At 67.3% G+C, this 25553-nt stretch carries 28 protein-coding genes; 15 read left to right on the top strand and 13 right to left on the bottom strand.

Annotation, left to right across the window (positions count from 1 at the left end; genetic code table 11):
• Positions 1–12: 12 nt before the first annotated feature.
• Complete coding sequence (gene nusA / locus JOF56_RS21285) at positions 13–1029, bottom strand: transcription termination factor NusA (RefSeq protein WP_209640863.1); 1017 nt, start codon at positions 1027–1029, stop codon at positions 13–15.
• A complete protein-coding gene (gene rimP / locus JOF56_RS21280; RefSeq protein WP_209640861.1) occupies positions 1026–1541 on the bottom strand; it encodes a ribosome maturation factor RimP in 516 nt (171 codons plus the stop codon). Before rimP ends, nusA begins: the two co-directional genes overlap by 4 nt.
• A gap of 118 nt (positions 1542–1659) precedes the next feature.
• Here rimP and JOF56_RS21275 point away from each other — a divergent pair, with 118 nt between their 5' ends.
• Both JOF56_RS21275 and JOF56_RS21270 read left to right on the top strand, forming a co-directional pair.
• Positions 1660–2115 (top strand): hypothetical protein, encoded by a 456-nt coding sequence (locus JOF56_RS21275; protein ID WP_307855190.1) that lies wholly within the window; start codon positions 1660–1662, stop codon positions 2113–2115.
• Positions 2112–2591, top strand: coding sequence for a ferritin-like domain-containing protein (locus JOF56_RS21270; RefSeq protein WP_209640859.1), 480 nt, complete (start codon positions 2112–2114; stop codon positions 2589–2591). The genes JOF56_RS21275 and JOF56_RS21270 overlap by 4 nt, the downstream gene beginning before the upstream one ends.
• Positions 2592–2594: 3 nt before the next feature.
• Here JOF56_RS21270 and JOF56_RS21265 read toward each other — a convergent pair whose 3' ends face one another.
• Together JOF56_RS21265 and JOF56_RS21260 are read right to left on the bottom strand one after the other, a co-directional pair.
• Positions 2595–3305 carry a hypothetical protein gene (locus JOF56_RS21265; RefSeq protein ID WP_209640857.1) on the bottom strand — a complete coding sequence of 237 codons (711 nt, stop codon included), beginning with the start codon at positions 3303–3305 and terminating at the stop codon, positions 2595–2597.
• 22 nt (positions 3306–3327) lie between these two features.
• Entirely contained in the window at positions 3328–4359 is a 1032-nt protein-coding gene (locus JOF56_RS21260) for an aminotransferase class V-fold PLP-dependent enzyme (RefSeq protein WP_307855189.1), read from the bottom strand.
• A 60-nt stretch (positions 4360–4419) separates the two neighbouring features.
• Here JOF56_RS21260 and JOF56_RS21255 point away from each other — a divergent pair, with 60 nt between their 5' ends.
• Positions 4420–4830 (top strand): secondary thiamine-phosphate synthase enzyme YjbQ, encoded by a 411-nt coding sequence (locus tag JOF56_RS21255; protein WP_209640853.1) that lies wholly within the window; start codon positions 4420–4422, stop codon positions 4828–4830.
• Here JOF56_RS21255 and JOF56_RS21250 read toward each other — a convergent pair.
• Positions 4768–5778: a YhgE/Pip domain-containing protein gene (locus tag JOF56_RS21250; protein ID WP_209640851.1), complete on the bottom strand. Its 1011-nt coding sequence runs from the start codon at positions 5776–5778 to the stop codon at positions 4768–4770. The genes JOF56_RS21255 and JOF56_RS21250 overlap by 63 nt on opposite strands.
• A 139-nt stretch (positions 5779–5917) precedes the next feature.
• Between JOF56_RS21250 and JOF56_RS21245 the strand changes: the two genes are divergently transcribed.
• Together JOF56_RS21245 and JOF56_RS21240 are read left to right on the top strand one after the other, a co-directional pair.
• The gene (locus tag JOF56_RS21245) at positions 5918–6613 is read left to right on the top strand and encodes a DUF8017 domain-containing protein (protein WP_209640849.1); all 696 of its coding nucleotides are present in this window, start codon (positions 5918–5920) and stop codon (positions 6611–6613) included.
• Between the two features lie 24 nt (positions 6614–6637).
• Entirely contained in the window at positions 6638–7456 is an 819-nt protein-coding gene (locus JOF56_RS21240; RefSeq protein ID WP_209640847.1) for a DUF8017 domain-containing protein, read from the top strand.
• Here the strand turns inward: JOF56_RS21240 and JOF56_RS21235 are convergent.
• Both JOF56_RS21235 and JOF56_RS21230 read right to left on the bottom strand, forming a co-directional pair.
• Positions 7450–7755, bottom strand: a complete 306-nt coding sequence (locus JOF56_RS21235) for a transcriptional regulator (RefSeq protein ID WP_209640845.1) — start codon at positions 7753–7755, stop codon at positions 7450–7452. The two genes, JOF56_RS21240 and JOF56_RS21235, sit on opposite strands and share 7 nt — an antisense overlap.
• Positions 7752–8624, bottom strand: coding sequence for a hypothetical protein (locus tag JOF56_RS21230; RefSeq protein ID WP_209640842.1), 873 nt, complete (start codon positions 8622–8624; stop codon positions 7752–7754). Before JOF56_RS21230 ends, JOF56_RS21235 begins: the two co-directional genes overlap by 4 nt.
• Positions 8625–8734: 110 nt before the next feature.
• Here JOF56_RS21230 and JOF56_RS21225 point away from each other — a divergent pair, with 110 nt between their 5' ends.
• Both JOF56_RS21225 and JOF56_RS21220 read left to right on the top strand, forming a co-directional pair.
• Positions 8735–9448: an HAD family hydrolase gene (locus JOF56_RS21225; RefSeq protein WP_307855188.1), complete on the top strand. Its 714-nt coding sequence runs from the start codon at positions 8735–8737 to the stop codon at positions 9446–9448.
• Between the two features lie 10 nt (positions 9449–9458).
• Entirely contained in the window at positions 9459–10283 is an 825-nt protein-coding gene (locus tag JOF56_RS21220) for a DUF8017 domain-containing protein (protein WP_209640838.1), read from the top strand.
• 71 nt (positions 10284–10354) lie between these two features.
• Here JOF56_RS21220 and JOF56_RS21215 read toward each other — a convergent pair whose 3' ends face one another.
• The 3 genes from JOF56_RS21215 to mtnA all read right to left on the bottom strand — a co-directional run bounded on the left by JOF56_RS21215 (position 10355) and on the right by mtnA (position 15078).
• Positions 10355–12103, bottom strand: a complete 1749-nt coding sequence (locus JOF56_RS21215; RefSeq protein WP_209640836.1) for a proline--tRNA ligase — start codon at positions 12101–12103, stop codon at positions 10355–10357.
• A 67-nt stretch (positions 12104–12170) separates the two neighbouring features.
• Entirely contained in the window at positions 12171–14096 is a 1926-nt protein-coding gene (locus JOF56_RS21210; RefSeq protein ID WP_209640834.1) for a bifunctional aldolase/short-chain dehydrogenase, read from the bottom strand.
• Entirely contained in the window at positions 14077–15078 is a 1002-nt protein-coding gene (gene mtnA, locus JOF56_RS21205) for an S-methyl-5-thioribose-1-phosphate isomerase (RefSeq protein WP_209640831.1), read from the bottom strand. Before mtnA ends, JOF56_RS21210 begins: the two co-directional genes overlap by 20 nt.
• Positions 15079–15223: 145 nt before the next feature.
• Here mtnA and JOF56_RS21200 point away from each other — a divergent pair, with 145 nt between their 5' ends.
• The 3 genes from JOF56_RS21200 (at position 15224) to JOF56_RS21190 (ending at position 17955) form a co-directional block, all read left to right on the top strand.
• On the top strand, positions 15224–15574 hold the full coding sequence (locus tag JOF56_RS21200; protein WP_245378331.1) for a VOC family protein: 351 nt from the start codon (positions 15224–15226) through the stop codon (positions 15572–15574).
• Positions 15575–15589: 15 nt separating this feature from the next.
• On the top strand, positions 15590–16327 hold the full coding sequence (yaaA, locus tag JOF56_RS21195) for a peroxide stress protein YaaA (protein WP_209640830.1): 738 nt from the start codon (positions 15590–15592) through the stop codon (positions 16325–16327).
• 227 nt (positions 16328–16554) lie between these two features.
• Positions 16555–17955 (top strand): DEAD/DEAH box helicase, encoded by a 1401-nt coding sequence (locus JOF56_RS21190; RefSeq protein ID WP_307855187.1) that lies wholly within the window; start codon positions 16555–16557, stop codon positions 17953–17955.
• Positions 17956–18030: 75 nt separating this feature from the next.
• Here the strand turns inward: JOF56_RS21190 and cobA are convergent, their stop codons facing one another.
• The gene (gene cobA / locus JOF56_RS21185; RefSeq protein ID WP_209640828.1) at positions 18031–19245 is read right to left on the bottom strand and encodes a uroporphyrinogen-III C-methyltransferase; all 1215 of its coding nucleotides are present in this window, start codon (positions 19243–19245) and stop codon (positions 18031–18033) included.
• An 83-nt stretch (positions 19246–19328) separates the two neighbouring features.
• Here cobA and JOF56_RS21180 point away from each other — a divergent pair, with 83 nt between their 5' ends.
• The 4 genes from JOF56_RS21180 (at position 19329) to JOF56_RS21165 (ending at position 22815) form a co-directional block, all read left to right on the top strand.
• Entirely contained in the window at positions 19329–20240 is a 912-nt protein-coding gene (locus tag JOF56_RS21180) for an alpha/beta hydrolase (RefSeq protein WP_209640826.1), read from the top strand.
• Positions 20241–20333: 93 nt separating this feature from the next.
• Positions 20334–20954, top strand: coding sequence for an RNA-guided endonuclease InsQ/TnpB family protein (locus JOF56_RS21175; protein ID WP_209640824.1), 621 nt, complete (start codon positions 20334–20336; stop codon positions 20952–20954).
• A 96-nt stretch (positions 20955–21050) separates the two neighbouring features.
• Positions 21051–21812, top strand: a complete 762-nt coding sequence (locus tag JOF56_RS21170; RefSeq protein ID WP_209640822.1) for a DeoR/GlpR family DNA-binding transcription regulator — start codon at positions 21051–21053, stop codon at positions 21810–21812.
• A 181-nt stretch (positions 21813–21993) separates the two neighbouring features.
• A complete protein-coding gene (locus tag JOF56_RS21165) occupies positions 21994–22815 on the top strand; it encodes an ATP-binding cassette domain-containing protein (protein WP_209640820.1) in 822 nt (273 codons plus the stop codon).
• A gap of 14 nt (positions 22816–22829) precedes the next feature.
• Here JOF56_RS21165 and JOF56_RS21160 read toward each other — a convergent pair whose 3' ends face one another.
• Complete coding sequence (locus JOF56_RS21160; RefSeq protein WP_209640818.1) at positions 22830–23582, bottom strand: SDR family NAD(P)-dependent oxidoreductase; 753 nt, start codon at positions 23580–23582, stop codon at positions 22830–22832.
• 109 nt (positions 23583–23691) lie between these two features.
• Between JOF56_RS21160 and JOF56_RS21155 the strand changes: the two genes are divergently transcribed.
• Positions 23692–24849 (top strand): alkaline phosphatase PhoX, encoded by a 1158-nt coding sequence (locus JOF56_RS21155; RefSeq protein ID WP_209640816.1) that lies wholly within the window; start codon positions 23692–23694, stop codon positions 24847–24849.
• Here the strand turns inward: JOF56_RS21155 and JOF56_RS21150 are convergent.
• Complete coding sequence (locus JOF56_RS21150; protein ID WP_372448059.1) at positions 24846–25544, bottom strand: PIG-L deacetylase family protein; 699 nt, start codon at positions 25542–25544, stop codon at positions 24846–24848. The genes JOF56_RS21155 and JOF56_RS21150 overlap by 4 nt on opposite strands.
• Between the last annotated feature and the right edge of the window lie 9 nt (positions 25545–25553).

Below are 25553 nucleotides of genomic sequence, written 5' to 3'. Positions count from 1 at the left end.
ACCTACTACCGCCTACTCAGCCGAACCCGATGTCGGTCCAGCCGCGTTGGCGGCTGTCTCGGCGTCGCTCCGGATGTCGATCCGCCACCCGGTCAGACGAGCGGCAAGCCGGGCGTTCTGGCCTTCCTTGCCGATCGCGAGCGACAACTGGAAGTCTGGCACAACGACGCGAGCGGTTTTCGCCCGCTCGTCGACCACCCGTACGGAGACAACCTTCGCAGGTGAGAGGGCATTCCCGACGAACGTCGCGGGATCCTCGGAGAAGTCGATGATGTCGATCTTCTCGCCGGCCAGCTCGCTCATCACGTTTCGGACACGGGCGCCCATCGGGCCGATGCAGGCGCCCTTGGCGTTGACCCCGGCCACGGTCGAGCGCACCGCGATCTTGGACCGGTGCCCGGCCTCGCGGGCGACCGCCGGGATCTCCACGGTGCCGTCGGCGATCTCCGGAACCTCCAGCGCGAACAGCCGCCGGACCAGGTTCGGGTGCGTACGCGACAGCGTTATCTGCGGCCCGCGGGCACCGCGGGTGACGCCCAGCACGTAGCACTTGATCCGCACACCGTGCTCGTAGCGCTCGCCAGGCACCTGCTCGACCGCGGGCAGCACGCCCTCAGTGTCGCCGACCTGGACCACGACCATGCCGCGCGAGTTCGCCCGCGCGTCGCGCTGCACGACGCCCGCGACGATCTCGCCCTCCTTGGCGGAGAACTCGCCGAAGGTCTTCTCGTGCTCGGCGTCCCGCAGCCGCTGCAGGATGACCTGGCGGGCGGTGGTCGCGGCGATCCGGCCGAAGCCCTCCGGGGTGTCGTCCCACTCCTCGACCACGTCACCGGCTGGGCCCAGCTGCTGGGCCAGCACGCGGACCACGCCGGTCCGCCGGTCGATGTCGATCTTGGCGTGCGGCACGTGGCCGTCGGTGTGCTTGTACGCGGTCAACAGGGCGGTCTCGATCGCCTCGATGACCGTCTCGAATGGAATGTCCTTGTCGCGCTCGATCGCGCGCAGTGCGGCGATGTCGACGTTCACGATGACCCCTCCTGGCTACCGCCGCCCAGCAGGGCCAGCTCCTCTTGTGGTGGTTGTTTGAACTCGACTTCGATCACGGCGTGGTCCACCTGGCCGTACGGCACCTGCCGCAGCTGCCCGCCGACCAGCATCTGCACCTCGTCGTCAGCGGCCTCGCCGACACGCCCGATGAACGTCTCCCCGGCCGTGCGCACCTTCACCAGGCGCAACCAGGCGCGACGCCAGTGCCGCGGTTTGGTCAGCGGCCGGTCCAGGCCGGGTGAGGTCACTTCGAGGGTGTAGGGGCCGCCCAGCACGTGGTCGTGCTCATCCAGCACGCTCGCGAGTGTGCGGCTGACGTCGGCCACCTCGTCGAGGCCGATGCCGGTCTCGCCGTCCACGACCACCTTGAGCAGGCTGCGGCGACCGGCGCGCTGGACGTCGAGCTGTTCCAGCTCGAAGCCGGCCGCGCCGATGGCGTCCCGCACGACGGGCTCCAGCGCCGCGCCGAGATCACCTTGCTGGTTCGCCACGTCCGCCGCTCCTGTTCTGGATGATGGTCTCGATCATGTTCGAGGATGTACATCCAAGAGTATCCGGTCGGGCGGATACCGCCTGCCGGCTGATGCACGCCTGGCAGGATTGCCGGTTGTGAACACCGTTGGAAGGCGCGCCGTGCTGGCCGGCCTGATGCTGCCGCTGGCGGCCGCGTGCACCGCCGAGCCCAAGCCGCCACCACCGCCGGATCCGTTGGCGGAGCTGGCTGAGCAGGCCCGCAAGGACGCCGCCGCGGCGAACGCGCTCGCTCAGTCCAACCCGGAACTCGCGGCGCTGGCGGGTGAGATCGCCAAGGCCAGGACGACGCACGCGACGGCGTTGCAGACCGAGGTGGACAGGGAACGGCCGCCGGTGAGCAGCACGGCTCCCCCGCCATCCACACAGTCCACACAGGCACCCGCGCCCGCGACGAAGGCGACGATGGTGGAGGCGTTGAAGACGGCCGAGCAACGAGCCGGAGCGCTCGTTCCGACCGTGTCGCGGTACCGGGCAGGACTGCTCGGGTCCATCGCTGCCGGGTGCGCGAGCTTGCGGGAGGTGCTGGCGTGACTCAGCCGACGACCACGACCACAACGACCACCAAGGCGATCCCCAGTGCCTCGGTCGACGCCGTCCAGAAGGCGCTCGGCGCCGAGCACGCGGCCATCTGGACGTACAGCCTGGTCAGCGCGTTCTTGCCAGCCTCGTTCAACGCCGCGCTCAGCGACGGCGTGACCTCGCACCGGGCACGCAGGGACGCGACCGAACGAGCATTGACGGCAGCTGGTGCCACGCCCAAGTCCGCCGAGGCCGCGTACGTTCCGCCACAGCCAGTGACCGATCAGGCATCGAGCTTGGCTGTGCTGGCGCTCGCGGAAGCCGACGCGACGGTGGCGTGGCGATCCGTGCTGGAGAACACCGACGACGCAGACCTACGCAAGTCGGCGCTGGAGTACCTGACAGCCTCAGCCGTCCGGGCGACCCGGTGGCGCAAGGCGGCCGGGGCGAACCCGGCCACCCCGGCACTGCCAGGGCAGCCAGGCTGAGCCTCACTTCCGCAGGGCGTCGCCCATCGTGAGGGCCTCGTCGCTGACTTCCTCGAGCTTGGCCTCGTCCTCCTTCTTGCTGCCGCCCTCGAAGTCCGACTCGACGATGATCACGTCGTTGCCGACGACCTTGGCGGCGAAGGCACCGTTGGACAACGACTTCAGGCCCTGCACCTTGACGCGGCCGGCGCGCACGAGGTCCGTCACGTTGCCGGTGCCGTTGGTCTCCGTCAGCTTCTTGAGCTCCTCGGCGTCCGCGGCGCTGGTCATCCGCACCATGGCGACGGAGCTGTAGGCCGTCTTGCCGTCCACGGTCGTGACGTAGAGCTCACGGACCATCTGTGTGCACGGCTTCTTGGCGAAGAACTGCTTGACCTTCTCGTACGAGTTGCTCTCGCAGTTGCTGTCCATCACGGGCGCGTTGGCCTGCTCGTGCTTGACGAACTTGAACTTCGTCTGCGGCTGCACGGGGGTCTTGTCCTGGGCACTGGGCCCAGGGTCGTTGCCGCCCTGCTGGATCAGCCACCAGAGCATGCCCGACAACACCGAGACAAGCAGCAGTCCGAGCCCTTTGAGCACGTACTCACGCGTCTTGTTCGTCGGCGGTTCGGGCGCGCGCGACGGCATGGGTTGCCGTGACCGCAGTGGCGGTATGCGCGTGGTCTGGTCCAGGCCTGGCTGAGGGTACTGGCCCGGACGGTAAGGATCGGACACGTCAAGCACGGTACCCAGTCACCTACCCCTGTAGTGCCGCCAGTACCGATTCGATATCCCCGGCGGTGTTGTACAGGTGGCAGGCAAGCCGGACCCGACCTGCGCGAATACTGGATTTCACGCCGATTTCGGCCAATCGCCCGGCTGCATGCGCGCCCTGAAGCGAGACGATCGCGGACCCCTTGGGCGGCAAGCCGAGCGCGACGAGCAGTCCGTCGGCGAGTCCCACGCAGTGATCACGGACCGCCACCATGTCCAGGGAAGCCAGCCACGGCACCACGATCGCGGCGGTGAGCTGCGAGAACCACACCGGCGAAAGATCGAATCGGCGGGCGTCGGCGGCCAGCCGCAACGGAAGCCCGTACACCGCGGCCCACGGATCCTCGCCCGCGTACCAATTGGCTGACAGCGCAACGGTTCGCTCCATCGCATCCGGCCGGACAGCCATCCAGGCCGCGCCCCGCGCGGACATCAACCATTTGTAGCAACCGCCGATGACCCAGTCAGCCCAGTCGAGTCGCAACGGCATCCAGCCGGCGGCCTGCGTGACATCGAGCACGACCTGAGCGCCCGATGCCGTTGCGGCGTCTCGCAATGCCTCGACATCGAGCACGGCACCATCGGCGGACTGCACGACGCTGACCGCGACCAGATCGTGGCGATCCACATGGGACGGTAACTCGGCCAGATCCACTTCGGTCACCGTCACCCCGCGATGTGCCTGCGAGGCAAAGGGAAACGAGACACTGGTGAACTCACCACCGACGGTAAGCACGCGCGCACCGTCCGGAATGCTCGCCGCGACCAAGCCCATCAGCTGGGAAACACTTGCGCCAGAAGCAACCCGGCTTTCCTCCACGCCGACCAGCGCACCCCAGGCCTTACGGGCATTGCGGACGTCGGAGTCGAAATCGGTCGGCACGTCCGATCCGGACTGCCAGCGCCGGACCGCGTCCACCAGACCGTCGGCGGCTACTCTCGGTGGGATCCCGATACTCGCCGTGTTGAAATATCCGTCCGGCACGTCGAAACTCTGCCCGAATGCAATGCGCACGCTGGGTACGTTACCCGGCATGATCGGCAACGGCAGGCTCGTTTTCCCGGGGAGAACCGAATGTACAGCGAACAGATACAGATCCGGACCGGATCGCAGGAGGTCGTGCACGACCTCACCGACCGGTGCCGCCGTTTCCTGGCCGACGCGGACGCCTCCGACGGGCTGCTGCACGTCTGGGTGCCGCACGCGACGGCCGGGCTGGCGATCATCGAGACCGGCGCGGGCAGTGACGACGACCTGCTCACCGCGCTGGGCGACCTGCTGCCCAAGGGCAAGAGGTGGCAGCACCGGCACGGTTCGCCAGGGCACGGCAGGGATCACGTGATGCCTGCGTTCCTGCCGCCCTACGCGAGCGTGCCGGTCCTCGACGGGCAGATGGCACTGGGGACCTGGCAGTCGGTCTGCCTAGTGGACACCAACGTGGACAACACCACTCGGACGGTCCGGCTCAGTTTCCTGGCCGGCTGAGATTCGCTTGCCGGGCAGCAGGATCACCAGCAGGCCGACGACCGCCATCGAGCCGAGCACGATCACGCCGGTCCATACGTCCGGCGCGGAACCCGTGCCCTGCAACAGACTCCGGGTGCCTTCGGCGGCGAACCTGAACGGCGTCCACGACCACAGGATGTCGCGGTAGAACGGGTGCAGCATCTCGGGTACCTGTCCGGCAACGGCAGGCGCGATGAGATACAGCGGTCCCAGGATCGCCGCGGCCCGCAAACCCAGCAGTTTCAGCAAAGCGCCTTGCACACCGGTGAACGCGAGCGCGGCCAGCAGCATGAAGCCGAGCACGTCCCAGCCAAGGTCCAGGCTCGAATCCCACAACAGCAACAGAAGCGCGACAACGCCTACTGACAGCACACTCGCCGTGAGCGGCAACGTGATCCTGGCCGCGATACCGGGTTTGACGCCGGTACGAGTCCGCAGCGCCACGAACAACAGTCCGGCAGCCAGTCCGGCGATCCACAGCAACGCACTGCCCGCGAGGGGCGCGACCCGGCCTGCCGCACTGGCCGGGTGCAACGTGATTGTCTGCGGCGGCGCGCCGTCCGGGATGGAAGCGGCCAACGTCTGCGCCGCGCCGGTGAGTACCTGCTGCGTGACCTGTGTGCCGCCAGGGTTGATCGCGCCGGACAGCAGGACCTTGACCGGCTGCCCGAGTTGCAGGACGCCGTAGACCTCCTTGTCCTCAAGCAGCCTGCTGCCCTCGCCAGGCGGGACGACGTGCCACTCCACGTGTTCGCCACCTTGGCTTGCGACACGCTGGGCGAGTTGGCTCATCGGGCCGGGCGGCGCCTCGACGGCCAGTGGGAGGTGGTCGGGGTCCACCGTGGCCTGCGCTCCGAACGTCAGGAGCCCGAGTACGGCCGCGACCAAGGCCCCGATCAGGCCCGCGACCAATGCTTTTGCGGTCATAAGTGATCCATCTCGTGCTGTTTTCTCATCATCTGTTGAATTCGGGATGAGCGTACGCCCCGGCTCTGTCCAAAATCAACACGCGTTGGATTAACACCCCTGTTCGGCAGCTCACGTCACGAGCAGCTACCGTGCAGACGTGGTTTTGCGACGGTCGACTCGACTGCTGATCACCCTCGGCGCCGTCGCGGCGCTGCTCGTGGTCGGCGGGATCTCGGCCGCGTCCTTGCTGCGGCGTGGCGCTCAGCCTCCTGCCGCGCACTTCGACGAGCCCGCGGCTGCGGCGCCGCACACCACCTGGCAGCCGGTGTCCGATCCGGCGACGCACCTGGCCTACGAGGTTCCGCCCGACTGGGAGCTGGCAGACCAGGAGGAGTCGCTCACCACGTCGAACGGCGTCAAGCTGGGCCACCTCGCCGACTGGGGTCCCTACACCTGCCAGGGCGCCGAGTACGGGCGCGCTTTCGCGGCCAGTGGCGTGACGCCGAACGACCGCAAGCCGAGCCGGGTGGCTTCAGAACTGGCCGCGGCCGTGGCGGCCGACCAGTACAGCGACGGCCATCAGACAGCAGCCGTGAAGGTCGACAAGCCCAAGCCGACCACGATCAACGGAGCGCAGGGCGCGATCGTCCGTGCCGAAGCGACACTCAACGAATCCACAGACCCTTGTGCCAGCAGCAAAGGCACCGTCACAGTGGTCGCGGTCACGACGCCCGCGGGCAATTCCGTACTGGTCGTCGCCGCGGATGCCACGCCTGGCCCGGAGCAGCCGACCCCGCTCGCCGACCCGGAGCGGCTCGACCTGATCGTGCAGAGCCTCCGCTTCGCGAGCTGACAGTAATCGGTTACCGTCCCTGCGGTGTACCCAGGCAATGGCCAGCCCCAACAGAACTGGGGCCACCAGCAGTATCAGGGACTCGGGTATTTCCCACAGCCAGGCAGCCAGCCGCCGCGCAAACGCGGCCGCCTGGTCGTGATCTTCGCGATCGCGGCGCTCGTCGTGATCATCGGCGCGGTCGTGACGATCGTGCTCGTCAACCGCTCCTCCGACGAGCCACAAGCGCAGAACCAGCCGGCCACCAGCACCCCGGAGACCACAACTGCCAGCCAGGGCACGGCCCAACTGGAGCCGCAGAACGCGGGCTGGAGCGTGATCAAGAACGAGAAGGCGTCGCTGATCTACGAGGTCCCACCGGCCTGGACGCCTTCCCCGGGCGGCACCGTGACCAGCAAGACACAACCTGACGTGGTCCTGTCCTCGCCTGCCACACTGGCGAGCTATACGTGTGAGGGCAAGCGGTACAGCCGTGGCGGCATGGGCGGCGGCACAGTCAAGAAGAGCAATCTCGCAGAGGCAGCCGCCAATATGGCCAAGGCGCTCGGCGAGGAGTTCTACGGCAGCGCCCAGCCGTCGGCGCAGGTCGGCCCGCCCAAGCAGGTGAGTGCCAAGACCACCGAAGGCAAGCCGATCAAAGCCGTTCAGGTGGACGCGACCATCACGACCACCGGCAACGCTTGCATGGCGTCCCAGGGAAAAGTGTCCGTACTGATGCTGGAAGGCCCGGACACCTACAGTTTTCTGCTGGTCAACACCGATTTGACTGGTGGCCCTGCGACTCCGCCTCCCCCGAATGAGGCGGAGTCGCAGAAAATCATCAACAGCGTCCGCGGCTACTGATCGTGCTTGGCGAGCAAAGCGCGTAGGGCAGCGATCTCGGCGGCGAGCGCGGTCCGGCCGGCGTCGGTGATCGCGACCCAGGTCTTGGGACGCTTGCCCTCATAGCCTTTTTCGATGTCGACCAGCCCGGCATCGTTGAGAACCGTTATGTGCCGGGACAAATTGCCACCGGTGAGTTCCAGCGCGTCCTTGAGGTAGCCGAACTCGACCCGTTTGGACTCCGCCGCGATGGTCAGGATGCCGAGCCGATGCCGTTGGTGCACAACGTCATTGAGATCGCTTGTCGGGTGTGCGCTCACCGCGTCGCCCGCTTCGACTGAGCGACTGCCACCAGGCCGCCGAGGAGCAGAACGGCGCCAGGCAGCGCGAGGTCCTGCAACAGGATCAGTCGCCCGTCGACATCGCGTAGCCCGCTGCTGAGGTACTCCGACAAGCCTTCGAGGTTGGCGTGCAGGGCTGCCGCAGTGAACAGCACGCCGACCACGCCGAGCAACACGCTTCGCTCGATCCAGGCGAGGAAGAGCAAGGCCGCGGCGACGACCAGCAGCGCCGACAGGCCGTTGATCATGTAGACGCCCACTGCCGCGAACGCCACAGTCGCCAGCAGAGTGCCCACGAACAAACTGAGCTCGCGCAGCCTTTTCCAGCGCACACCCACGAAGAAGACCGCGGCCGACGCCACTGCCGAGATGATCAGGATCGGCAGGTTGACATCGGGCGTGGAGTACAGGGTGTTGCGGGGCGCCGCGGTCGTCTCGAGCACCGGCACGCCGAACACCAGGCCGGTCAGTGCGGCGCCTGCCGTGATCAGGCAGCCGCGGAGGTCGGTCTCCACGCCGATCAGCTCGGCCCTGCGGCGGTACCACCACGTCGTGACCGCGAACCCGATCAGCAGGGTCAGCATCCAGTACCACTGGATCAGCAACGGGTTGTGCACCAAGAGCGCCCGCCGGTATTCGAACGCCGGGAACGGTCCGGGCACGCTCTCGAAGTAGACCCCCTCGGCCGGAATCGGATCGGGCCACGGCCGGTCGGCGTAGCACAGGGACGCCGCCAGGATCAGGACTCCGAACATCAGCAACGGCAGGGCATAGCCATGCCGGTCACGCCGGACTTTGCTGCGCAGCCTGCGCAGATCGCCGAGCAGCTCGGCCGGGCTCTCTGTCATTGCGAACCCCCAATTCGATTGCGATGCAGTTAGGTTTGCATTGCAAACTGGGAATGTCAACAGACCTTCGACACGCCGAAGAGGTCGCCCGATCGTGTCACTATGAGCGAGTGGGTAACCGAACGCTCGTACTGTGGGATATCGATCTGACCCTGGTCGACCTGGCCGGCATCGGCCAGGAGTGGTACTCGGCCGCGCTTTCCAACGCCCTGGGCCTGTCCCTGTCGCATCTACCAGCGTTTCCGGGCAGGACCGAACGTGCCATCACGCACGAGTTGCTCTCGGCGCACGGCGCGGCGGCCACCGAGGAGGAGATCCAGCTGATCTTCACCGAACTGGTCGCGATCGCCGAGGCGGACCGTGACCTGCTACCCGAACGTGGGCATGTCCTGCCGGGCGTGACCGAGATCGTCACCGCACTCGGCGGTCTGGACCACGTCGTGCAGTCGCTCGTCACCGGCAACCTCCCCGAGGTCTCGCAGGTGAAGCTGGCGCCGTTCGGTCTGCTCGAGCACATCGACCTGGAGATCGGCGGATATGGCTCGCTGTCGGCCGAACGCAGCGACCTGGTGTCCGCGGCGATGCGGCTGGCCGGCGAGAAACACGGCGGGTTCGAACCGGATTGCGTGGTCGTGATCGGCGACACCCCGCACGACGTGAACGCCGCGCTGCACCACGGCGCCGTCGCGATCGGCGTCGCAACAGGTCGCCACAGCCTTACATCCCTGCGGGAAGCCGGTGCGCACGCGGTGTTCCGCGACCTGTCGGACACCGCGAAAGTGCTTTCCACGGTTCTGGACCGGCAGTCGGTGAACGGGCACTAGTCTCAGGCCTGTGACTGCTCCAGGTGGGGGATATCAAGGCCTCGGCTACTACGCCGAACCCCCGGAAGAGAAGAAGAAAGCGACCGGCCTGTTACTCGCGGTCGTGGTCGCGGCGGTGGTGGTCGTCGGGCTCGTCGTGACCCTCATCGTCGTCGGCCCCAGCCAGCCGACCTCGGGCGTGCCGCTCGCGGCGCAGGGCTCCGTCTCTTCTTCGGCCAGACCTGGCGGCAATCCGTTGCAGCCGAAGGCAACCGGCGCACCCAAGGTGGCCGGCTGGAAAGTGATCCCGATCAACGACGGCAAGAACCTGCAGACCTCCAAGGCCTATGACGTGCCGTCGAACTGGGAGCCGTTGACCACCTCGGCCGCGTTCGGCCCGGACGGCAACAGGTTCACCCTGTTCACCCCCGCGATCTTCCAGAAGGGCTACTGCCCCGGCGCCCCCACGTCGTTCCGGGCGATGGCAGGCGTGACAACCGTGACGAACTCCGGTGACAACGCCGCCCAGTCGATCGCCGGCGCCCAGAAGATCCTCGACGCGGTCTTCCACACCAAGAACAACACCAAGCCCCAGGTCACCATGGGCCAGCCGACGCCGGTGAGCATCGACCGCGACAAGCGGGGCTACACCGTGACCGCGAAGGCCGACATCACGCCTGGGCCAGAAGACAAATGCACGCCGGCCAAGGCGACAGTCAGCGTCGTGGTGCTGGAGACCAAGCCGGAAGAGAAGACCAGCGTGGTGATCGCCGCGTTCGCCGACCAGGACTTCGCCCAGGCCGTGCCGGAAACCGACCTGCAGAAGATCGTCACCAGCATGCACGCCGCCAACTAGCTTGGGGCTTTGCCCCCAAAGTGGCGTTGGGAGCGTTGGATGCTCCGAAAGCCACTTTGGGGGCACAAAACTCAGCTGTTGACGAGGGCCTTGAGGTGCTCGACGATCTCGCCGACCGCGATCTCGGTGCGCTCGCCCGACGCGCGGTCCTTGACCTCCACCAGGCCGTTGGCCAGGCCACGGCCGACCACGACGATCGTGGGCACGCCGATCAGCTCGGCATCCGCGAACTTCACGCCCGGCGACGCTTTGCGGTCGTCCAGCAGCACGGCCACACCGGCCGCGTCGAGCTCACCGGCGAGCTTCTCGGCGTACTCACGGATGCTGTCGTCCTTGCCCGTCATCACGATGTGCAGATCGAACGGGCTGACGTTGCGGGGCCACACCAGGCCCTTCTCGTCGTTGTACTGCTCGGCGATGACCGCCACCGCGCGGGAAACGCCGATGCCGTACGAACCCATCGTGATCCGGATCGGCTTCGAGTCCGGGCCCAGCGCGTCGAGTGAGAACGCGTCGGCGTACTTACGGCCGAGCTGGAAGATGTGCCCGATCTCGATACCGCGGGCGGCGACCAGGGTGCCCGTGCCGTCCGGCGCGGGGTCGCCTTCCCGGACCTCGGCGGCCTCGATCGTGCCGTCCGGCGTGAAGTCCCTGCCGCACACCAGGTCCACCACGTGGTGGTCGGCCTTGTCCGCGCCCGTGACCCACGCCGAGCCGCGCACGATCCGGGGGTCGACGAGGTAGCGGACGCCGTTCGCGGCCAGCGCGCCCGGGCCGATGTATCCCTTGACCAGGAAGGGATTCGCGGCGAAGTCCTTCTCCTCCAGCAGTGCGACCTCGGCGGGCTCGAGCGAGGCTTCGAGGCGCTTCATGTCGACCTCGCGGTCGCCGGGCACGCCGACGCCCAGCAACGTCCACTCTTTCTCGCCGGGCTGGCGGATCTTGAGCAGCACGTTCTTGAGCGTGTCGGCCGCGGTGAACTTCCGGCCCAGCTCGGCGTTGTTCAGGAAGTCGACCAGGGTCTCGATGGTCGGCGTGCTGGGCGTGTGGTGCACCTGCGCGTCCGGCTTGTCCTCAATGGACTGCTCAGCGGGCGCGGGAGTGGTGACCGCCTCCACGTTGGCCGCGTAGTCCGAGCCGGTGCTGCGGACGTAAGTGTCCTCACCGGACGCCGCGACGGCCAGGAACTCCTCCGACGCCGAGCCGCCCATCGCACCGGACGTGGCCTTGACGATCACGTACTCCATACCGAGCCGGTCGAACGTCTTGATGTACGCGTCGCGGTGCAGCTGGTACGAACGCGCCAGGCCCTCGTCGTCGAGGTCGAAGGAATACGAGTCCTTCATCACGAACTCACGGCCACGCAGGATGCCCGCGCGGGGACGCGCCTCGTCGCGGTACTTGGTCTGGATTTGGTACAGGATGACCGGGTAGTCCTTGTACGAGCTGTACTCGCCCTTCACAGTCAGCGTGAAGAGCTCCTCGTGCGTGGGGCCCAGCATGTAGTCGTCGCCCTTGCGGTCCTTGAGCCGGAACACGCTCGGGCCGTACTCGGTCCACCGGTTGGTGGCCTCGTAGGGCGCGCGGGGCAGCAGCGCGGGGAACTGGATCTCTTGCGCGCCCATCGCGTCCATCTCCTCGCGGACGATGTTCTCGACTTTGCGCAGCACACGCATGCCCAACGGCAGCCAGGAGTAACCGCCCGGGGCAACCCGGCGGACGTAGCCGGCGCGTACCAACAGCCGGTGGCTGGGTACCTCGGCGTCCGCCGGATCCTCACGCAAAGTGCGTAGGAACAGCGACGACATCCTGGTGATCACGGCGTTCACTCCTTGCTGCGGGTGTGCAAAGCAGGGTAGTGAAGGCCGTTGGCCCACTTCCAACCGGTTAAACCACGCGCTCGTTCCCGCCGTCGATCGGCACCTGGGCGCCGGTGGTGAACGCGAACGTCCGGGAGCACATTTCGGCCACCAGACGGCCGACCGCGGCACTGGTCACCTCGGTCCTCAACAGGTTGCGGCGCTTGTACTCCTCGATTGCGAGTCCGTAGTGGGCGGCGCGTTGCGCGAGGACTTCCGGTGTCCAGACGCCGGTGTCGAAAACGGCGTCCGGATGGACCGCGTTCACCCGGATCCGGTCCGGCGCCCACTCCAGGGCCGCGACTCGTGCCAGCTGCGTCACGGCTGCCTTCGAGGCTGAGTACGCGGCTGCTCCGGGGCCAGGTGCGGGCACGTTCTTGGACGCGATCAGGACCACCCTGCCGCCGTTGGGCGCGAGCTTCAGCAACGGGTGGACCTGCGTGAACAGCTCCGCGATGGCGTCTGTGTTCACCGCCAGCGTCCGCCGCCAGGTCTTGGCGTCAAGCTGCGCGATCGGGGTGCTGGGCGGGAACACGCCTGCGGACGGCACCACCATGTCGATCCCGCCGAACCGCTCCACACCTGCCGCGATCGCCTTGGCGACACTCTCGGAGTCGGTCACGTCGGCCTGCAGACCGAGGTAGTCCGCCGCGCTGTCGGTCTCGGTCAGGTCCAGGCCGATCACGCTCGCACCTTTGGCCCGTAGCGCCTGCACGCAGGCCTTGCCGATGCCGGACGCGGCTCCCGTGACCAGTGCCGTCTCGCCGGTGAACTCCGCGGGTGCGCCGGCGAGCTTGAGTTTGGCCTGCTCCAGCTCCCAGTACTCCATGTCGAACAGGTCCTTGGCCGACAACGCCTGATATGTCCCGATCCGTTCGGCATCCTCGATGATCTTGATCGTGTGCCGGTAGATGTCCGCCGCGATATCGGCGTCCTTGGCGCGACGGCCAATCGTGAGCATGCCCAGCTCAGGGTCCAGGATCACGCGCGGCAACGGGTCCAGCATGATCTTCTCGGCGGTCGCGTTGTCGTGGAAGTACTGCTCATAAGCCCGTCGGTAGCCGTCGATGTCGCGACCGACCAGCGGGACTCGTTTGGTGCGGATGACGTGGTCCGGGGTGGCCGGGCCCCTGGTGGCGACATCGGCGAGATCCGGCCGGCCGACAAAGGCCATGGTCTGCGCGTCGGTATGCCTGGTCACGATCATCGGCCCAATCTGGTTGCGGAGCCTCGCAAGCTCCAAGGTTGCCCCCATAGTGGCTTTCGGAGCACTGGATGCTCCGAAAGCCACTTTGGGGGCGAATGAGCCGCTGATGTACGCCTCGGCCTCGGTGACCAGCTGGATGTGCCGGTCGTAGGCCTCTTTGGCGGTGTCGCCGAACGTGAACAGACCGTGGTTCATCAGCACCACGCCGATGGTGTCGTCGGTGAACTGCCCCGGGAACAGCTCGGCGCACGTGCGGGCCAGGCCGAAACCGGGCATCACATAGGGGACCACCACGACTTTGTCGCCGTAGACCTCTTTGACCAACGGCTGCTGCAGGTTGGTCAAAGTGATCACCGCGTCGGCATGGCTGTGCAGCACGGACTTGTGCGGCAACACAGCGTGCAGCAACGTTTCCACGCTCGGATCGGGCGCTTTCGCGTCCAGCAGCGCACACCGGAGTTCGTTCATCATCTGGTTGTCCGGCAACGATTCCAGAGTCAGCAGCTGCCGCAGGCGAGTCAGCCGCAACGGCGCGAACCCGGGGCGTTCGATACTGGCCAGGTCCCAGCCGCTTCCCTTGACGTACAGGACTTCCACCTCATGGCCGGTGATGTCCGGCTGGATCAACTTGACCGAGGTGTTGCCGCCGCCGTGCAGCACCAGATCCGGCTCGGCACCCAGCAGCCGGGAAGCCCGCACACAGTCGTCGATCGGGTCTGGAGACGTTTCAGTCCAACGGTTTTCCATTGATGATCCGTTCGTCCGTGACGATCGCGGTGACCAGGTCGGCCGGGGTGACGTCGAAGGCGTAGTTCAGCGCTTTGCTGGCACCGGGCGAGTCCGGGTGCAGGATCTCGGCGGCGTCCCGGATCTCGATCTCCACCGACTCGCCGTCCGGCGTGTGCGGGTCGATCGTGGATTCCGGCGCGGCCACGACAAACGGGATCCCGGCGCGAGCGGCGGCCAGGGCGAGCGGATAAGTGCCGATCTTGTTGACCACGTCGCCGTTGGCCGCGATCCGGTCCGCGCCGACGACCACGGCGTCAGCGAGCCTCCTTGCCACGACGGTCGGCCCAGCGGAGTCCACCACGACCGTGTGCTCGACGCCCATTTGCGCAAGCTCCCACGCCGTCAGCCGTGCTCCTTGCAGCAACGGACGGGTCTCGTCCAGGTAGACATGCCCCAACGCGTCGCGCTCCTTGAGCGCACGTACGACACCGAGGGCTGTGCCCCACTCAACGCAGGCGAGCGCGCCCGCGTTGCAATGCGTATGGACGTTCACGCGCGGACCGACCCTGTCGATCAGCCACTGCGCGCCTCTCCTGCCCAGGTCCGCATTGCGCCGGATGTCGTCTTCGAGGACATGGACGGCTTCGGCGACCATCTCCTCCGGGCTGCCCTTGGCGAGTACACGATCGACTCCCCAGGCCAGGTTCACGGCCGTCGGACGGGCTTTCCGCAGTTTCTCGGCCTCTTTGGGCACATCCGACCCGTTCGTGGCGGCCAACGCGACACCCAACGCCCCGGCGACGCCGAGTGCGGGCGCTCCGCGGACCGCGAGGCGTTTGATGGCGTCGATCAACTCGTCGACGGTGTCGATCTCGATCGTGGTGAGCGTGCCCGGCAACAGGGTCTGGTCGATCAGGACAATTCGCCTATTCACCCAATCGATCGTGCGTGTCCATGTCCTCGCTCCGCTCGGACGGGCTTGGTCGCCAAAGCCGGTCATTTCCACCCCGCCCCACGCAGCCGACATCTTCGCTCTGGGCAGGTTATCGCCGTGGCCGGGGCGATGTCGGGCGCGTTGCGGCGCGTAAACGACCAGCGCGACCAAGCCATCCCAAATGTCAGAGGCTGGGTCTAGCGTGCGGAGCATGCAACTCGTAATGGTCACCATCGACTGCGCCGAGCCCCGTGAGCTGGCCAGATTCTGGACAGCGGCCCTCCGCACGGAGGTGTCCCAGGACTACAACGGCGATTTCGTCATCCTCGCGCCGTGGGGCGGCGGCTCGGTGGGCCTCGGCCTGCAGCGCGTGCCCGAGGAGCTCGTGGGCAAGAACCGGGTCCACCTCGACATGCACACCGACGACCGCGAAGGCGAGGTCGACCGGCTGGTCGGGCTCGGCGCGACCATCGTGGACGAGCAGAAAATGCCCGGCCTGAGCTGGGTTGTGCTGGCCGACCCGGCAGGCAACGTGTTCTGTGTGGGCCAGCAGGAGCAGTAAGTACACTCGTTTGCCGTGCTCGTGCTGCTTCCGCCGTCGGAGACCAAGGCCGAGGGCGGCAGTGGCCCGTCACTCGACCGGATCACGCTGTCCTTCCCCGAACTGGACCCGGTCCGGGAGAAGCTCTGTTCCGCGCTTGTCGACCTGGCGGGTGATGTGGCCGCCAGCCTGACCGCGCTCGGGATCTCCGAGCGTCAGTCCGGTGAGGTCGAGCGCAACGCGGCACTGCGGTCGTCGCCGACGATGCCCGCGCTGTCGCGGTACACAGGCGTGCTCTACGACGCTCTGGACGTGACGGGCATGACCAAGGCCGAGCTTGGGCGCGCGTCCGGGCGGCTCGCGGTCGCGTCCGCACTGTTCGGCCTTGTCCGGGCGGATGATCACGTGCCCGCGTATCGGCTCTCCGCGTCGAGCGCGATCCCTGGCGTGGGCCCGTTGGGCGCTTTGTGGCGGCCCGTACTGGAACCTGTTCTGGCAGGGCTGGACGGCCTGGTGATCGACATGCGTTCCGGGCCGTACGCCGGATTGGCCAAGATTCCCGGCGCGGTAACGGTCCGCGTTGTTTCACAGGAAGCGAACGGCCGCCGACTCGCCGTGACGCATTTCAACAAAGCGTACAAAGGCAAACTCGCCCGCGCGTTGTCGACTGCGAGTCGCGAACCTGCCACCGTGAAAGCGGTGATCTCCATTGCCGCCAAGGCGGATCTGCACGTGGAGCAGACCGGCCCGGCCGCGCTGGAACTGGTGATCTGAGCAGGACTCGCTTGCCGGCAACCAGGTTCGTACGCAGGCGTAGAACGTACGGTAGATCACAGCGGGACTAATCGGTTCGAATCCGGTGTTGGCAGTCAGGTAAGCTGATCAGGAACTGCGAGCGGCCAGCGGGCCGCCGGTTCTTCCCATCCATCGGCGCCGCCGCGCGCCGGGCTCGTCCGGCCGGAGAAACCTGCTCGGGACGTGCCAACTTCCGAGAGGTTTTCGTGCTACCCACGTTCGACCAGTTGGGCCTGCCCCAGCCGTTGCTCGCCGCGCTGTCCCAGGCCGGCATCACCGAACCCTTCGAGATCCAGGCAGCCACGCTGCCCGACGCCCTGGCCGGCAAGGACGTGCTGGGCCGGGCGCAGACCGGTTCCGGCAAGACCCTCGCCTTCGGCCTCGCGCTGCTGTCCCAACTGGATGGTGGCCGCGCCAAGCCGAAGCGCCCGCGTGCGTTGATCCTCGTGCCCACCCGTGAGCTCGCCCTCCAGGTGAGCGACGCGCTGTCGCCGCTGGCCCGCGCGCTCGGCCTGTGGTGCCGTGCCGCCGTCGGCGGAATGTCCTTCGTCAAGCAGGCCGAGGCGCTGCGCCGCGGAGTCGATCTGCTGATCGCCACCCCGGGCCGGCTGTCCGACCACGTGCGCCAGGGCACCGTTGTCCTGCACGACATTCTGTACACGGCCATCGACGAGGCCGACCAGATGGCGGACATGGGCTTCCTGCCCCAGGTTCGCGAGATCATGGACCTGACCGACCCGACGGGCCAGCGCCTGCTGTTCTCCGCGACGCTCGACGGCGACGTCGACCAACTGATCCGGCAGTACATGAAGAGCCCGGTCACCCACTCGGTCGCGCCGCCGACCGCCAGCGTGACCACAATGGACCACCACGTGCTGCTGGTTTCCCGCGAGGACAAGCCGGCCGTGGTCGCCGAGGTGGCCGCCCGTGAGGGCCGCACGATCATGTTCGTGCGCACCAAGCACCACGTCGACAGGCTCGCCACCCGGCTGCGTTCGATCGGTGTCAACGCCGGCGCACTGCACGGCGGCAAGGCCCAGGGTGCCCGCACCCGCGTGCTCGCCGAGTTCAAGGACGGCCACACGCCCGTGCTCGTCGCCACCGACGTCGCGGCCCGCGGCATCCACGTGGACGACGTAAGCCTCGTCGTGCACGTCGACCCGCCGGCCGACCCCAAGGACTACCTGCACCGCGCCGGCCGCACCGCCCGCGCAGGCCAGTCCGGCACCGTCGTCACCCTGGTCACCCACGACCAGCGGCACGGCGTCCGCCGGATGACCGAACGCGCAGGCGTCCGCGCCCACAACATCAAGGTCCGCCCAGGCGACGCCGAACTGATCCGCATCACCGGCGCCCGCGTCCCCAGCGGCGAGCCAGTGCCCGAGCGCGAGATCCCCGCCCGCCGTCCCAAGGCCCCCCGCGCAGGCGGCGGCTACAAGGGCGGCAACCGCAAGTTCGGCGACCGCACCGGCAAATTCGGTGACCGCGACCGAGACCGCGGCAGCAAGCGCGACGCCGGCCACGGCTCAGCCCACGGCGGCAACCGCTCCTTCCGCGGCAAACGCGACGGCGGCCGCACCTCCCCCCGCCGCGTAGCAGCCGAGTAAGCAAGACATCCAGCCTGAAACTGACAAACCCCGGCCTGGTCAGGCCGGGGTTTGTCGTGTTCGGGGTTTCTGCGTTCAGCCCAGTTCCGACAGGCCGGCGACTGGGCCGATGACTATGATGGCGGGTGGGCGGATCCCTTCCGCCTGCACATCTTTCGCCACTCTGTCCAAAGTGGACCTTAGTACGCGTTGGTTGCGGGTGGTGCCCTCCTGGACGACTGCGACTGGGGTGTCGGTGGGGCGGCCTCCTGCGATGAGGGTGTCGGCGAAGGCTGCTATTCGTTCGACTCCCATCAGCAGGACGATGGTTCCGCGCAACCGGGCCAGGGCTGACCAGTCCACAAGGGACGCTTCGGAGTCTGGGCTGACATGGCCTGATACCACTACCACTTCGTGGGCTACGCCGCGGTGGGTCACCGGAACACCGGCAACCGCGGGCGCCGCGAAAGCCGACGTGACGCCGGGGACAACAGTGACCGGCACGCCCGCTTGGGCGCACGCGATGAGTTCTTCGAAGCCGCGGCCGAACACGTAGGGGTCGCCGCCTTTGAGGCGTACCACGAATTTTCCGGCCAGGGCGTTCTCCACCAAGGTTGTGTTGATGAAGTCCTGGGAGGCCGCCCGGCCGTAGGGGATCTTCGCCGCGTCCACCACTTCCACCTGGGGTGGCAGGTCGTCCAGCAACTCCCGCGGGGCAAGCCTGTCGGCGACGACGACATCGGCGCGGGCGAGCAGGCGTCGGCCGCGAACGGTGATCAGTTCGGGGTCGCCGGGGCCGCCACCTATCAGGGCGACGCCGGGGAGTTCGGAACGCTCGGGCCGTGCGGTCACGCGTCCCTCACGCAGAGCGTCGAGGATCTCGTCCCGTACGGCTCCCGAACGACGGTATTCACCGCCAGCGAGCACGCCAACGAGCAGACCGTCGTGGTCGCCGACGGCGGGCGTGACGGCGCTTCCCTCAGTTCCGGCGTCAGCACGGACACAGAAGACACGCACGCGTTCGGCTTCGACAGACACGGCGGCGTTTACAGCAGGGTCCGAGGCGCAGCTGACGACGTACCAGGCGTCAGCGAGGTCGCCGGGCTCGTAGGGCCGCTGGTGCCAGACGATCTCACCGTTGTCTGCCATCGCCTGGACGGCCGGGGTTGCTGACGGTGCGACAACCTCGACCCGCGCACCGGCGGACACCAACCGGGGCAGGCGGCGTTGAGCGACGGTGCCCGCGCCCACGACGACAACCCGGCGGCCAGCGAGGTTAAGACCGGCCAGGTAGTGCGGCTCTGTGTGCATGCCGGACAGCATGCCCTCTCGACCCCATGACTCGCGCCACGAGGCACATCGAATTAGTCACACCCACGGGCTAATCTGCGCGGGTGACCGACGACTTCGAGGCACGGACGCTGCCTCTCGCTGGCGGCAAGTTCGCCACCCTGGTGCGGGTTCCGGCCGAGCAGGCGCGCGGCGCGATCCTCTATGTGCACGGCTTCGCCGACTACTTCTTCCAGCGGCACGTCGCCGAGCATTTCACCGCTCAGGGCTTCGACTTCTACGCCGTCGACCTGCGCTACTACGGCCGGTCCCTGCGCGACGGCGACACGCCGAACTTCGTGCTGGACATCACCGAGTACTTCGAGGAGCTCGACGCGGCCGTCGAGCTGATGCGCGAGGACGGCCACGAACGGCTGACCGTGATGGCGCACTCCACAGGCGGCCTGATCACGCCACTGTGGCTGGACGCGCGCAAGGACTACCCGGTCGACGGCCTGATCCTCAACAGCCCGTGGTTCGAACTGGCCGAGCCGTGGGTGATGCGCACGATCGGCACGGCGGTGATCAAGGGCGTCGGCCGGATCGCGCCGAAGCTGGTGATCCGCAACGGCCTCGGCGGCGTGTACGGCCAGAGCATCCACAAAAACCACCACGGTGAGTGGGAGTTCGATCTGAAGATGAAGCCCATCAACGCCTTCCCGGTACTGGCCGGCTGGCTGCGGGCGATCCGGATCGGGCACGCCCGGCTGCAGGCCGGACTGGACATCCAGGCGCCGGTGCTCGTGCTGCACTCCAGCCGCAGCTGGCTGCACGCCAAGGCCTGGGCGCAGGACGCGATGACCGCGGACACCGTGCTCGACGTCGCCGACATGATCAAATTCGCGCCACGCCTGGGCAAGCGTGTCACGGTGGTGGAGATCCCGGACGGCCTGCACGACCTGTTCCTGTCCGCCGAGCCGGCCCGGACCAAGACCCTCACCGAGATCGACGACTGGCTGACTCGGCAGCGGTCCTAGGACGCCGATCGGTGGAGACCGCACCTTGAGGCGTGGACAGGAAACGATGCCATCGATCCAGTGTGGCGTGTCCCGAATTGCTGTTACTGGCTGTTGACATTGGGTCATGCCTCGTTACCGGCTGGCCTGACAGCAGGCGAGCAGCACCGGCTGGATCGCTTGCGCCGCGCGTTGGCTCGCCGCAAGCGGGGATCGAACCGGCGCGGCTGGGTCAAACGCGCGATCGCGCGCCTGGCCGCACGTGTCACGGATCGACGGAAGGACTGGGTGGAGAAGACGTCCACCAGTCTGGCACGCGGATGTGACGTGATCCGGGTGGAGGCACTCTCCATTCGAGGCATGACCCGCTCGGCGAAGGGCACCCTCGATCAGCCGGGCCGTGGTGTGCGGCAGAAGGCCGGGCTCAACCGGGGCATCCTGGCCAACGGATGGGGAATGCTGGTAACTCGGCTCGACCACAAGGCACCAGGTCGGATGGAAAAGGTCAAGGCCGCGTACACCTCGCAGCAGTGTTCGGCCTGTGGGTACATCGCGCCGGAGAACCGCAAGAGCAAAGCGGTGTTCCAGTGTGTCGCCTGCAGGTTCGTCTGCCATGCCGATGTGAACGCGGCAAAGAATATCGCCGCCGGACGGGCGGTGACAGCGCGGGGAGCCCTCCAGCCACTGGGCGGGGCCGTGAACCGCGAACCTCAACTCGCGCCTCTCACTCTCTGAGTACAGGTAGCGGGTTGGAATCCCCCGGGTCAACCGTGGGGAGGACGTCAAAACCGGTCACTGTCCGATCAGAAGTGATCACGTTAATCTCGGCGCATGTTCGCCGCCGAACGCCGTCAGGTCATCCTTGAATTGGTCCGGTCCAACGGCGCAGTGTCGCTGCGTGAACTGGCCAGGATCGTCAAGACGAGCGAGGTGACGGTCCGGCGCGATCTGCGCCACCTGGAAGCCGAGGGCATGCTCGCGCGGCGGCACGGCGGCGCGGTCGCCAACGACCGGACGGCGTACGAACCGAGCTACACCGAGAAGGCCGGGGTCGCCAGCGACGAGAAGGCCGCGATCGCCGATCTTGCCGCCGAGCTCGTCGCACCTGGCGATGCCATCGTCATCGGCGCCGGAACCACTACCCAGGCGCTGGCCAAACGGCTGGCCAGGCTGCCCGAGCTGACCGTGGTCACGAACTCGCTGCTGGTCACGCAAGCGTTTGCGCGATCACCCGGGATCGAGGTGATGGTCACCGGCGGACTGCTGCGCGGTTCGATCTACGCCCTGGTCGGCAGCTCGGCCGAGGAGAGCCTGGCGACCCTGCGCGTGCAGCGGGCGTTCCTGTCGAGCAACGGCCTGACCGCGGCCCGGGGCATGTCGACACCGAACGCCGGCGTCGCCGGAATCGACCGCGCGATGGCCGCAGCGGCGACCGAAGTGGTGGCGCTGGTGGACAACACGAAGATCGGAGTGGACACAATGGTCCAGACCGTTCCGGCCGCGCGGATATCCCATGTGGTGACCGACTCCCGCGCCGATCCAGCGGAACTCGCAGCTCTACGAGCCTCCGGCGTCAAGATCTACATCGCGTAGTGAGCACCATGGGAAACAAAACACCGTTGCGCTGATCGGTTTTCCGCTCCCGACCGATCACTTTCGATCGTCACCGTGTCAATTCTTGACGATTGGTCTACCGGGCATAACTAATAGGACACACGCCGTCACCAAGGACGATCGGCGTCCGTCCTACCCCGAAGGCCAGACGGAGGCTCATTTGCTCGAGGCTGTCCGCGTCACCAAACACCTCGCCGGCACGCCCGCCCTCAAGGGCGTGGACTTCCTGCTGGAGCGGGGCCAGGTGCACGGGCTGGCCGGCGTGGACGGCGCGGGCAAGTCCACTTTGGTCAAGGTGCTGACCGGGGTGTACCAGCCCGATCAGGGACTGCTGTTCCACAAAGGCGAACCGGTGCGGTTCAAGGGAACCCAGGACGCACAGCAACGCGGCATCAGCACGGTCCACCAGGACGCCCGCCCGGCGGGCGCGTTGTCGGTCAGCGCCAGCCTGTTCCGGGGCCGCGAACCTCGCAACCGGCTGGGACTGGTCTGCTCGCGGCACATGCACCAGGCCGCGTCGAGACTGCTGGAGTCACTGGGCATCTTCATCGATCCGCGCCAGGAGCTGCGATCGTTGAGCCCCGACATCCAGAAGATGGTCGCGATCGCGCGGGCCGTGAACACCGACGCCCGCATCGTCATCATGGACGAGCCCGCGTCCTCGTTGGAACCGTCCGATATAGACACTCTCTTCGACGTGATCCGCGGGCTGCACGAGCGGGATGTGGCAGTGATCTACGTCAGCCACCAGCTCGACGAGCTTTACCAGATCTGCAACCGGATCACCGTGCTGCGCGACGGCGAGGCCGTCCACACTGGACTGATGTCCGGCATCTCACCGGCCGGGCTGGTGGCCGCCATGCTCGGCCGCCGGCCGGATGCCGTGCGCCGGGAAAGCCTGGCGGCTTTCACCGGCAAACACGAGGCAGCGCGGAGTTCAGTGTTGAAGGCGGAGAAGTTCTTCAGGCATGCGCATGAATGACAACGTTGACGTCTCTAACGTTTCCGCAGTCGCAGCGAAGTCCAGCTGCCGTCGGCCGTCCAGCCACCGTCGACCGGCAACGCGACACCGTTGATGAAGCCCGACATCCCGGAATCAGCAAGGAATGCGACGGCCGACGCAATGTCCCCGGGCGCAGCGAACCGTCCCATCGGCACCTGACCAGTGATGTCGTCGTCGGTGTATCCGCCACTGGCCTGGTCGGCGACGTCCATCTCGGTCTTCACCCACCCCGGGCACACCGCGTTCACGCGCACGCCCCGGCCGCCCCACTCGGCGGCCAGCGTCCGCGTCAGGCCGATCAACCCGTGCTTGCTCGCGTTGTAGGCAGCGCGGTCGGACACGCCCTGCAACCCGGCGATGGAGGCGATGTTCACGATCGAGCCCGACCCGGCGGCGAGCATGTCCCGGCCGAATTCCTGGCAGAGCAGAAAAGGCCCGGTCAGGTTCACGTCGATCACCCGGCGCCACTGCTCGGCTGTCGTCTCCTCAGCAGGCCGCAGCAGCGACACACCGGCATTGTTGACCAGCACGTCCACCCGGCCGAACGTCGAGCGCACCTGACTGGCCAGCGAAGCCACGCTATCCGGGTCACTCACGTCACCGAGCACTGTCAACGCACCGGTTTCAGCGGGTTCCTGCAGGTCAGTCAGAACAGTCGCGTAGCCACGGGCAGCAAGCACACGGGCGACCTCACGGCCGATCCCCTGCGCCGCCCCGGTGATCACGGCAACGGGTGGTGTCGTCATGCCACCCATCCCATCAGTTCGTCGGGTGTTGGCGCAGCTGTCACTGCGCGACACTACGTTCGTTACACGTTGCAACTGGCCCTGTACCCACCGCGAACGGAGTTCAACAGTGGAACGTCGTGACTTCTTACGTGTCGGCGTCGTCGGTGCGGCCGCTGCCGCGTTCGGCGGAGCGTCCTGGCACGACGCGTTCGCCGCGACCGCCCAGCCCGGACCGAGCCCGTACGGCCCGCTGCAGGCCGCTGACGCCAACGGCGTGTCGTTACCGAGCAACTTCACCAGCCGGATCATCGCCCGGTCCGGGCAGCGCGTGGCCAGCACGTCGTACACCTGGCACTCAGCGCCTGACGGTGGGGCGTGCTTCGCCGACGGAACAGGCTGGATCTACACGTCGAACAGCGAAGTCCCGCTCGTCGGCGGCGTGGGGTCGGTGAAGTTCGACGCAGGCGGCAACATCGTGGACGCGTACCGCACGCTCAACTTCACCAGCGTCAACTGCGCAGGCGGCGCGACCCCTTGGAACACCTGGCTTTCCTGTGAGGAAATCGACCGAGGCTACGTGTATGAGACCGATCCGTTCGGTGTGAAGGCCGCGATCCGCCGCCCGGCGATGGGCCGCTTCAAGCACGAGGCGTGCGCGGCCGACCCTGAGCGCAAGGTCATCTACCTGACCGAGGACGTGCCCGACGGCTGCTTCTACCGGTTCATCCCGAACACCTGGGGCGATCTGTCCGCGGGCCGGCTGGAAGTGCTGATCGGCACGGACTCGCAGACCAGCGGCCCGGTCACCTGGAAGCAGGTACCGGACCCGGACGGCAGCCCGGCAACGCGCGGCCAGGTCGCCGGCGCCAAGCGGTTCAACGGCGGCGAGGGCTGCTACTACGCGGCCGGGGTCTGCTGGTTCACCACCAAGGGCGACAACCGGGTCTGGGCGTACGACGCGGCCAACAGCTCGATCAGCCTGACCTACGACGACTCGCTCGTCAGCCCCGGCACACCGCCGCTGACCGGTGTGGACAACGTGACACGCTCCAGCGCGGGCGACCTGTTCGTCGCGGAAGACGGCGGCAACATGGAGATCTGCCTCATCACGTCCAACCTCGTCGTCGCGCCGTTCCTCCGGGTGAACGGGCACGACGGTTCGGAGATCACCGGGCCCGCCTTCAGCCCGGACGGCAAGAGGCTCTACTTCTCCTCACAGCGCGGCACTTCCAACAGCGTCTTCGCAGGCGTCACCTTCGAGGTGACCGGCCCGTTCCGCAGTTAGCAGGGAATCAGTTCGAACGTCGCAGCGGGCTTGCCGCCGAACCTGGCGGCAGCCTGCTGCGCCGCCTCACGCAGGAAGGTGTTCGGGTCCGACATCGGCCCGGGCCCGAGGGCTTCCAGGTATGCCTTGTGCGCCTGCAGGGATTCGACCCCACGGTCCAAACTGGACGTGACATCGACGGCATGCGTGGCCTGTGGTGAACCGGCCACCGCCACCCAGCGCACGCCGTTCCACGGCTCCAGCTCCAGATCCCGGAATATCCAGCGGTTTCCGGCGTCACCGACGGCGTCCAGCAGGGCCTCGCCGACATTGCGGTGGTCCGGCGAGTTGCGGTACCCGCCGGGCCAGGCCGGCGCGAAGTTCAGCGTGACAATGATCTCCGGCCGATGCCTGCGGATCGCGGCGGCCAGGTCGCGGCGCAACGCAACGCCGTACTCGATCACACCGTCCGCGTGGTCCAGGAATTCCACTTCGGACACACCGACGATCCTGGCCGCCTCGATCTGCTCACGCTCACGCAACGGCCCGGACTCCTCCGGGGCAAGCCCGTCGATGCCTGCCTCGCCACGGCTGGCGAGGACGTAGACCATCGAGCGGCCTTCGTCGACCCACCGCGCGATGGCCGCGGAAGCACCGTATTCCAGGTCATCGGGATGTGCCACGACCGCGAGCCCACGCTCCCAGTCAGACGGCATAGGCTCAAA

Source organism: Kibdelosporangium banguiense (assembly GCF_017876405.1).
Classification (GTDB): domain Bacteria; phylum Actinomycetota; class Actinomycetes; order Mycobacteriales; family Pseudonocardiaceae; genus Kibdelosporangium; species Kibdelosporangium banguiense.
This window is presented reverse-complemented; position numbering and strand designations above follow the sequence as displayed.

Coding starts and splice junctions, on each gene's coding strand:
- mtnA (WP_209640831.1), bottom strand. CDS start 15,078: ATGACCGGCTTTGGCGACCAAGCCCGTCCGAGCGGAGCGAGGACATGG.
- JOF56_RS21255 (WP_209640853.1), top strand. CDS start 4,420: ATGTACAGCGAACAGATACAGATCCGGACCGGATCGCAGGAGGTCGTG.
- JOF56_RS21200 (WP_245378331.1), top strand. CDS start 15,224: ATGCAACTCGTAATGGTCACCATCGACTGCGCCGAGCCCCGTGAGCTG.
- JOF56_RS21160 (WP_209640818.1), bottom strand. CDS start 23,582: ATGACGACACCACCCGTTGCCGTGATCACCGGGGCGGCGCAGGGGATC.
- JOF56_RS21170 (WP_209640822.1), top strand. CDS start 21,051: ATGTTCGCCGCCGAACGCCGTCAGGTCATCCTTGAATTGGTCCGGTCC.
- JOF56_RS21250 (WP_209640851.1), bottom strand. CDS start 5,778: ATGACCGCAAAAGCATTGGTCGCGGGCCTGATCGGGGCCTTGGTCGCG.
- JOF56_RS21230 (WP_209640842.1), bottom strand. CDS start 8,624: ATGACAGAGAGCCCGGCCGAGCTGCTCGGCGATCTGCGCAGGCTGCGC.
- JOF56_RS21150 (WP_372448059.1), bottom strand. CDS start 25,544: ATGCCGTCTGACTGGGAGCGTGGGCTCGCGGTCGTGGCACATCCCGAT.
- JOF56_RS21210 (WP_209640834.1), bottom strand. CDS start 14,096: ATGGAAAACCGTTGGACTGAAACGTCTCCAGACCCGATCGACGACTGT.
- cobA (WP_209640828.1), bottom strand. CDS start 19,245: ATGCACACAGAGCCGCACTACCTGGCCGGTCTTAACCTCGCTGGCCGC.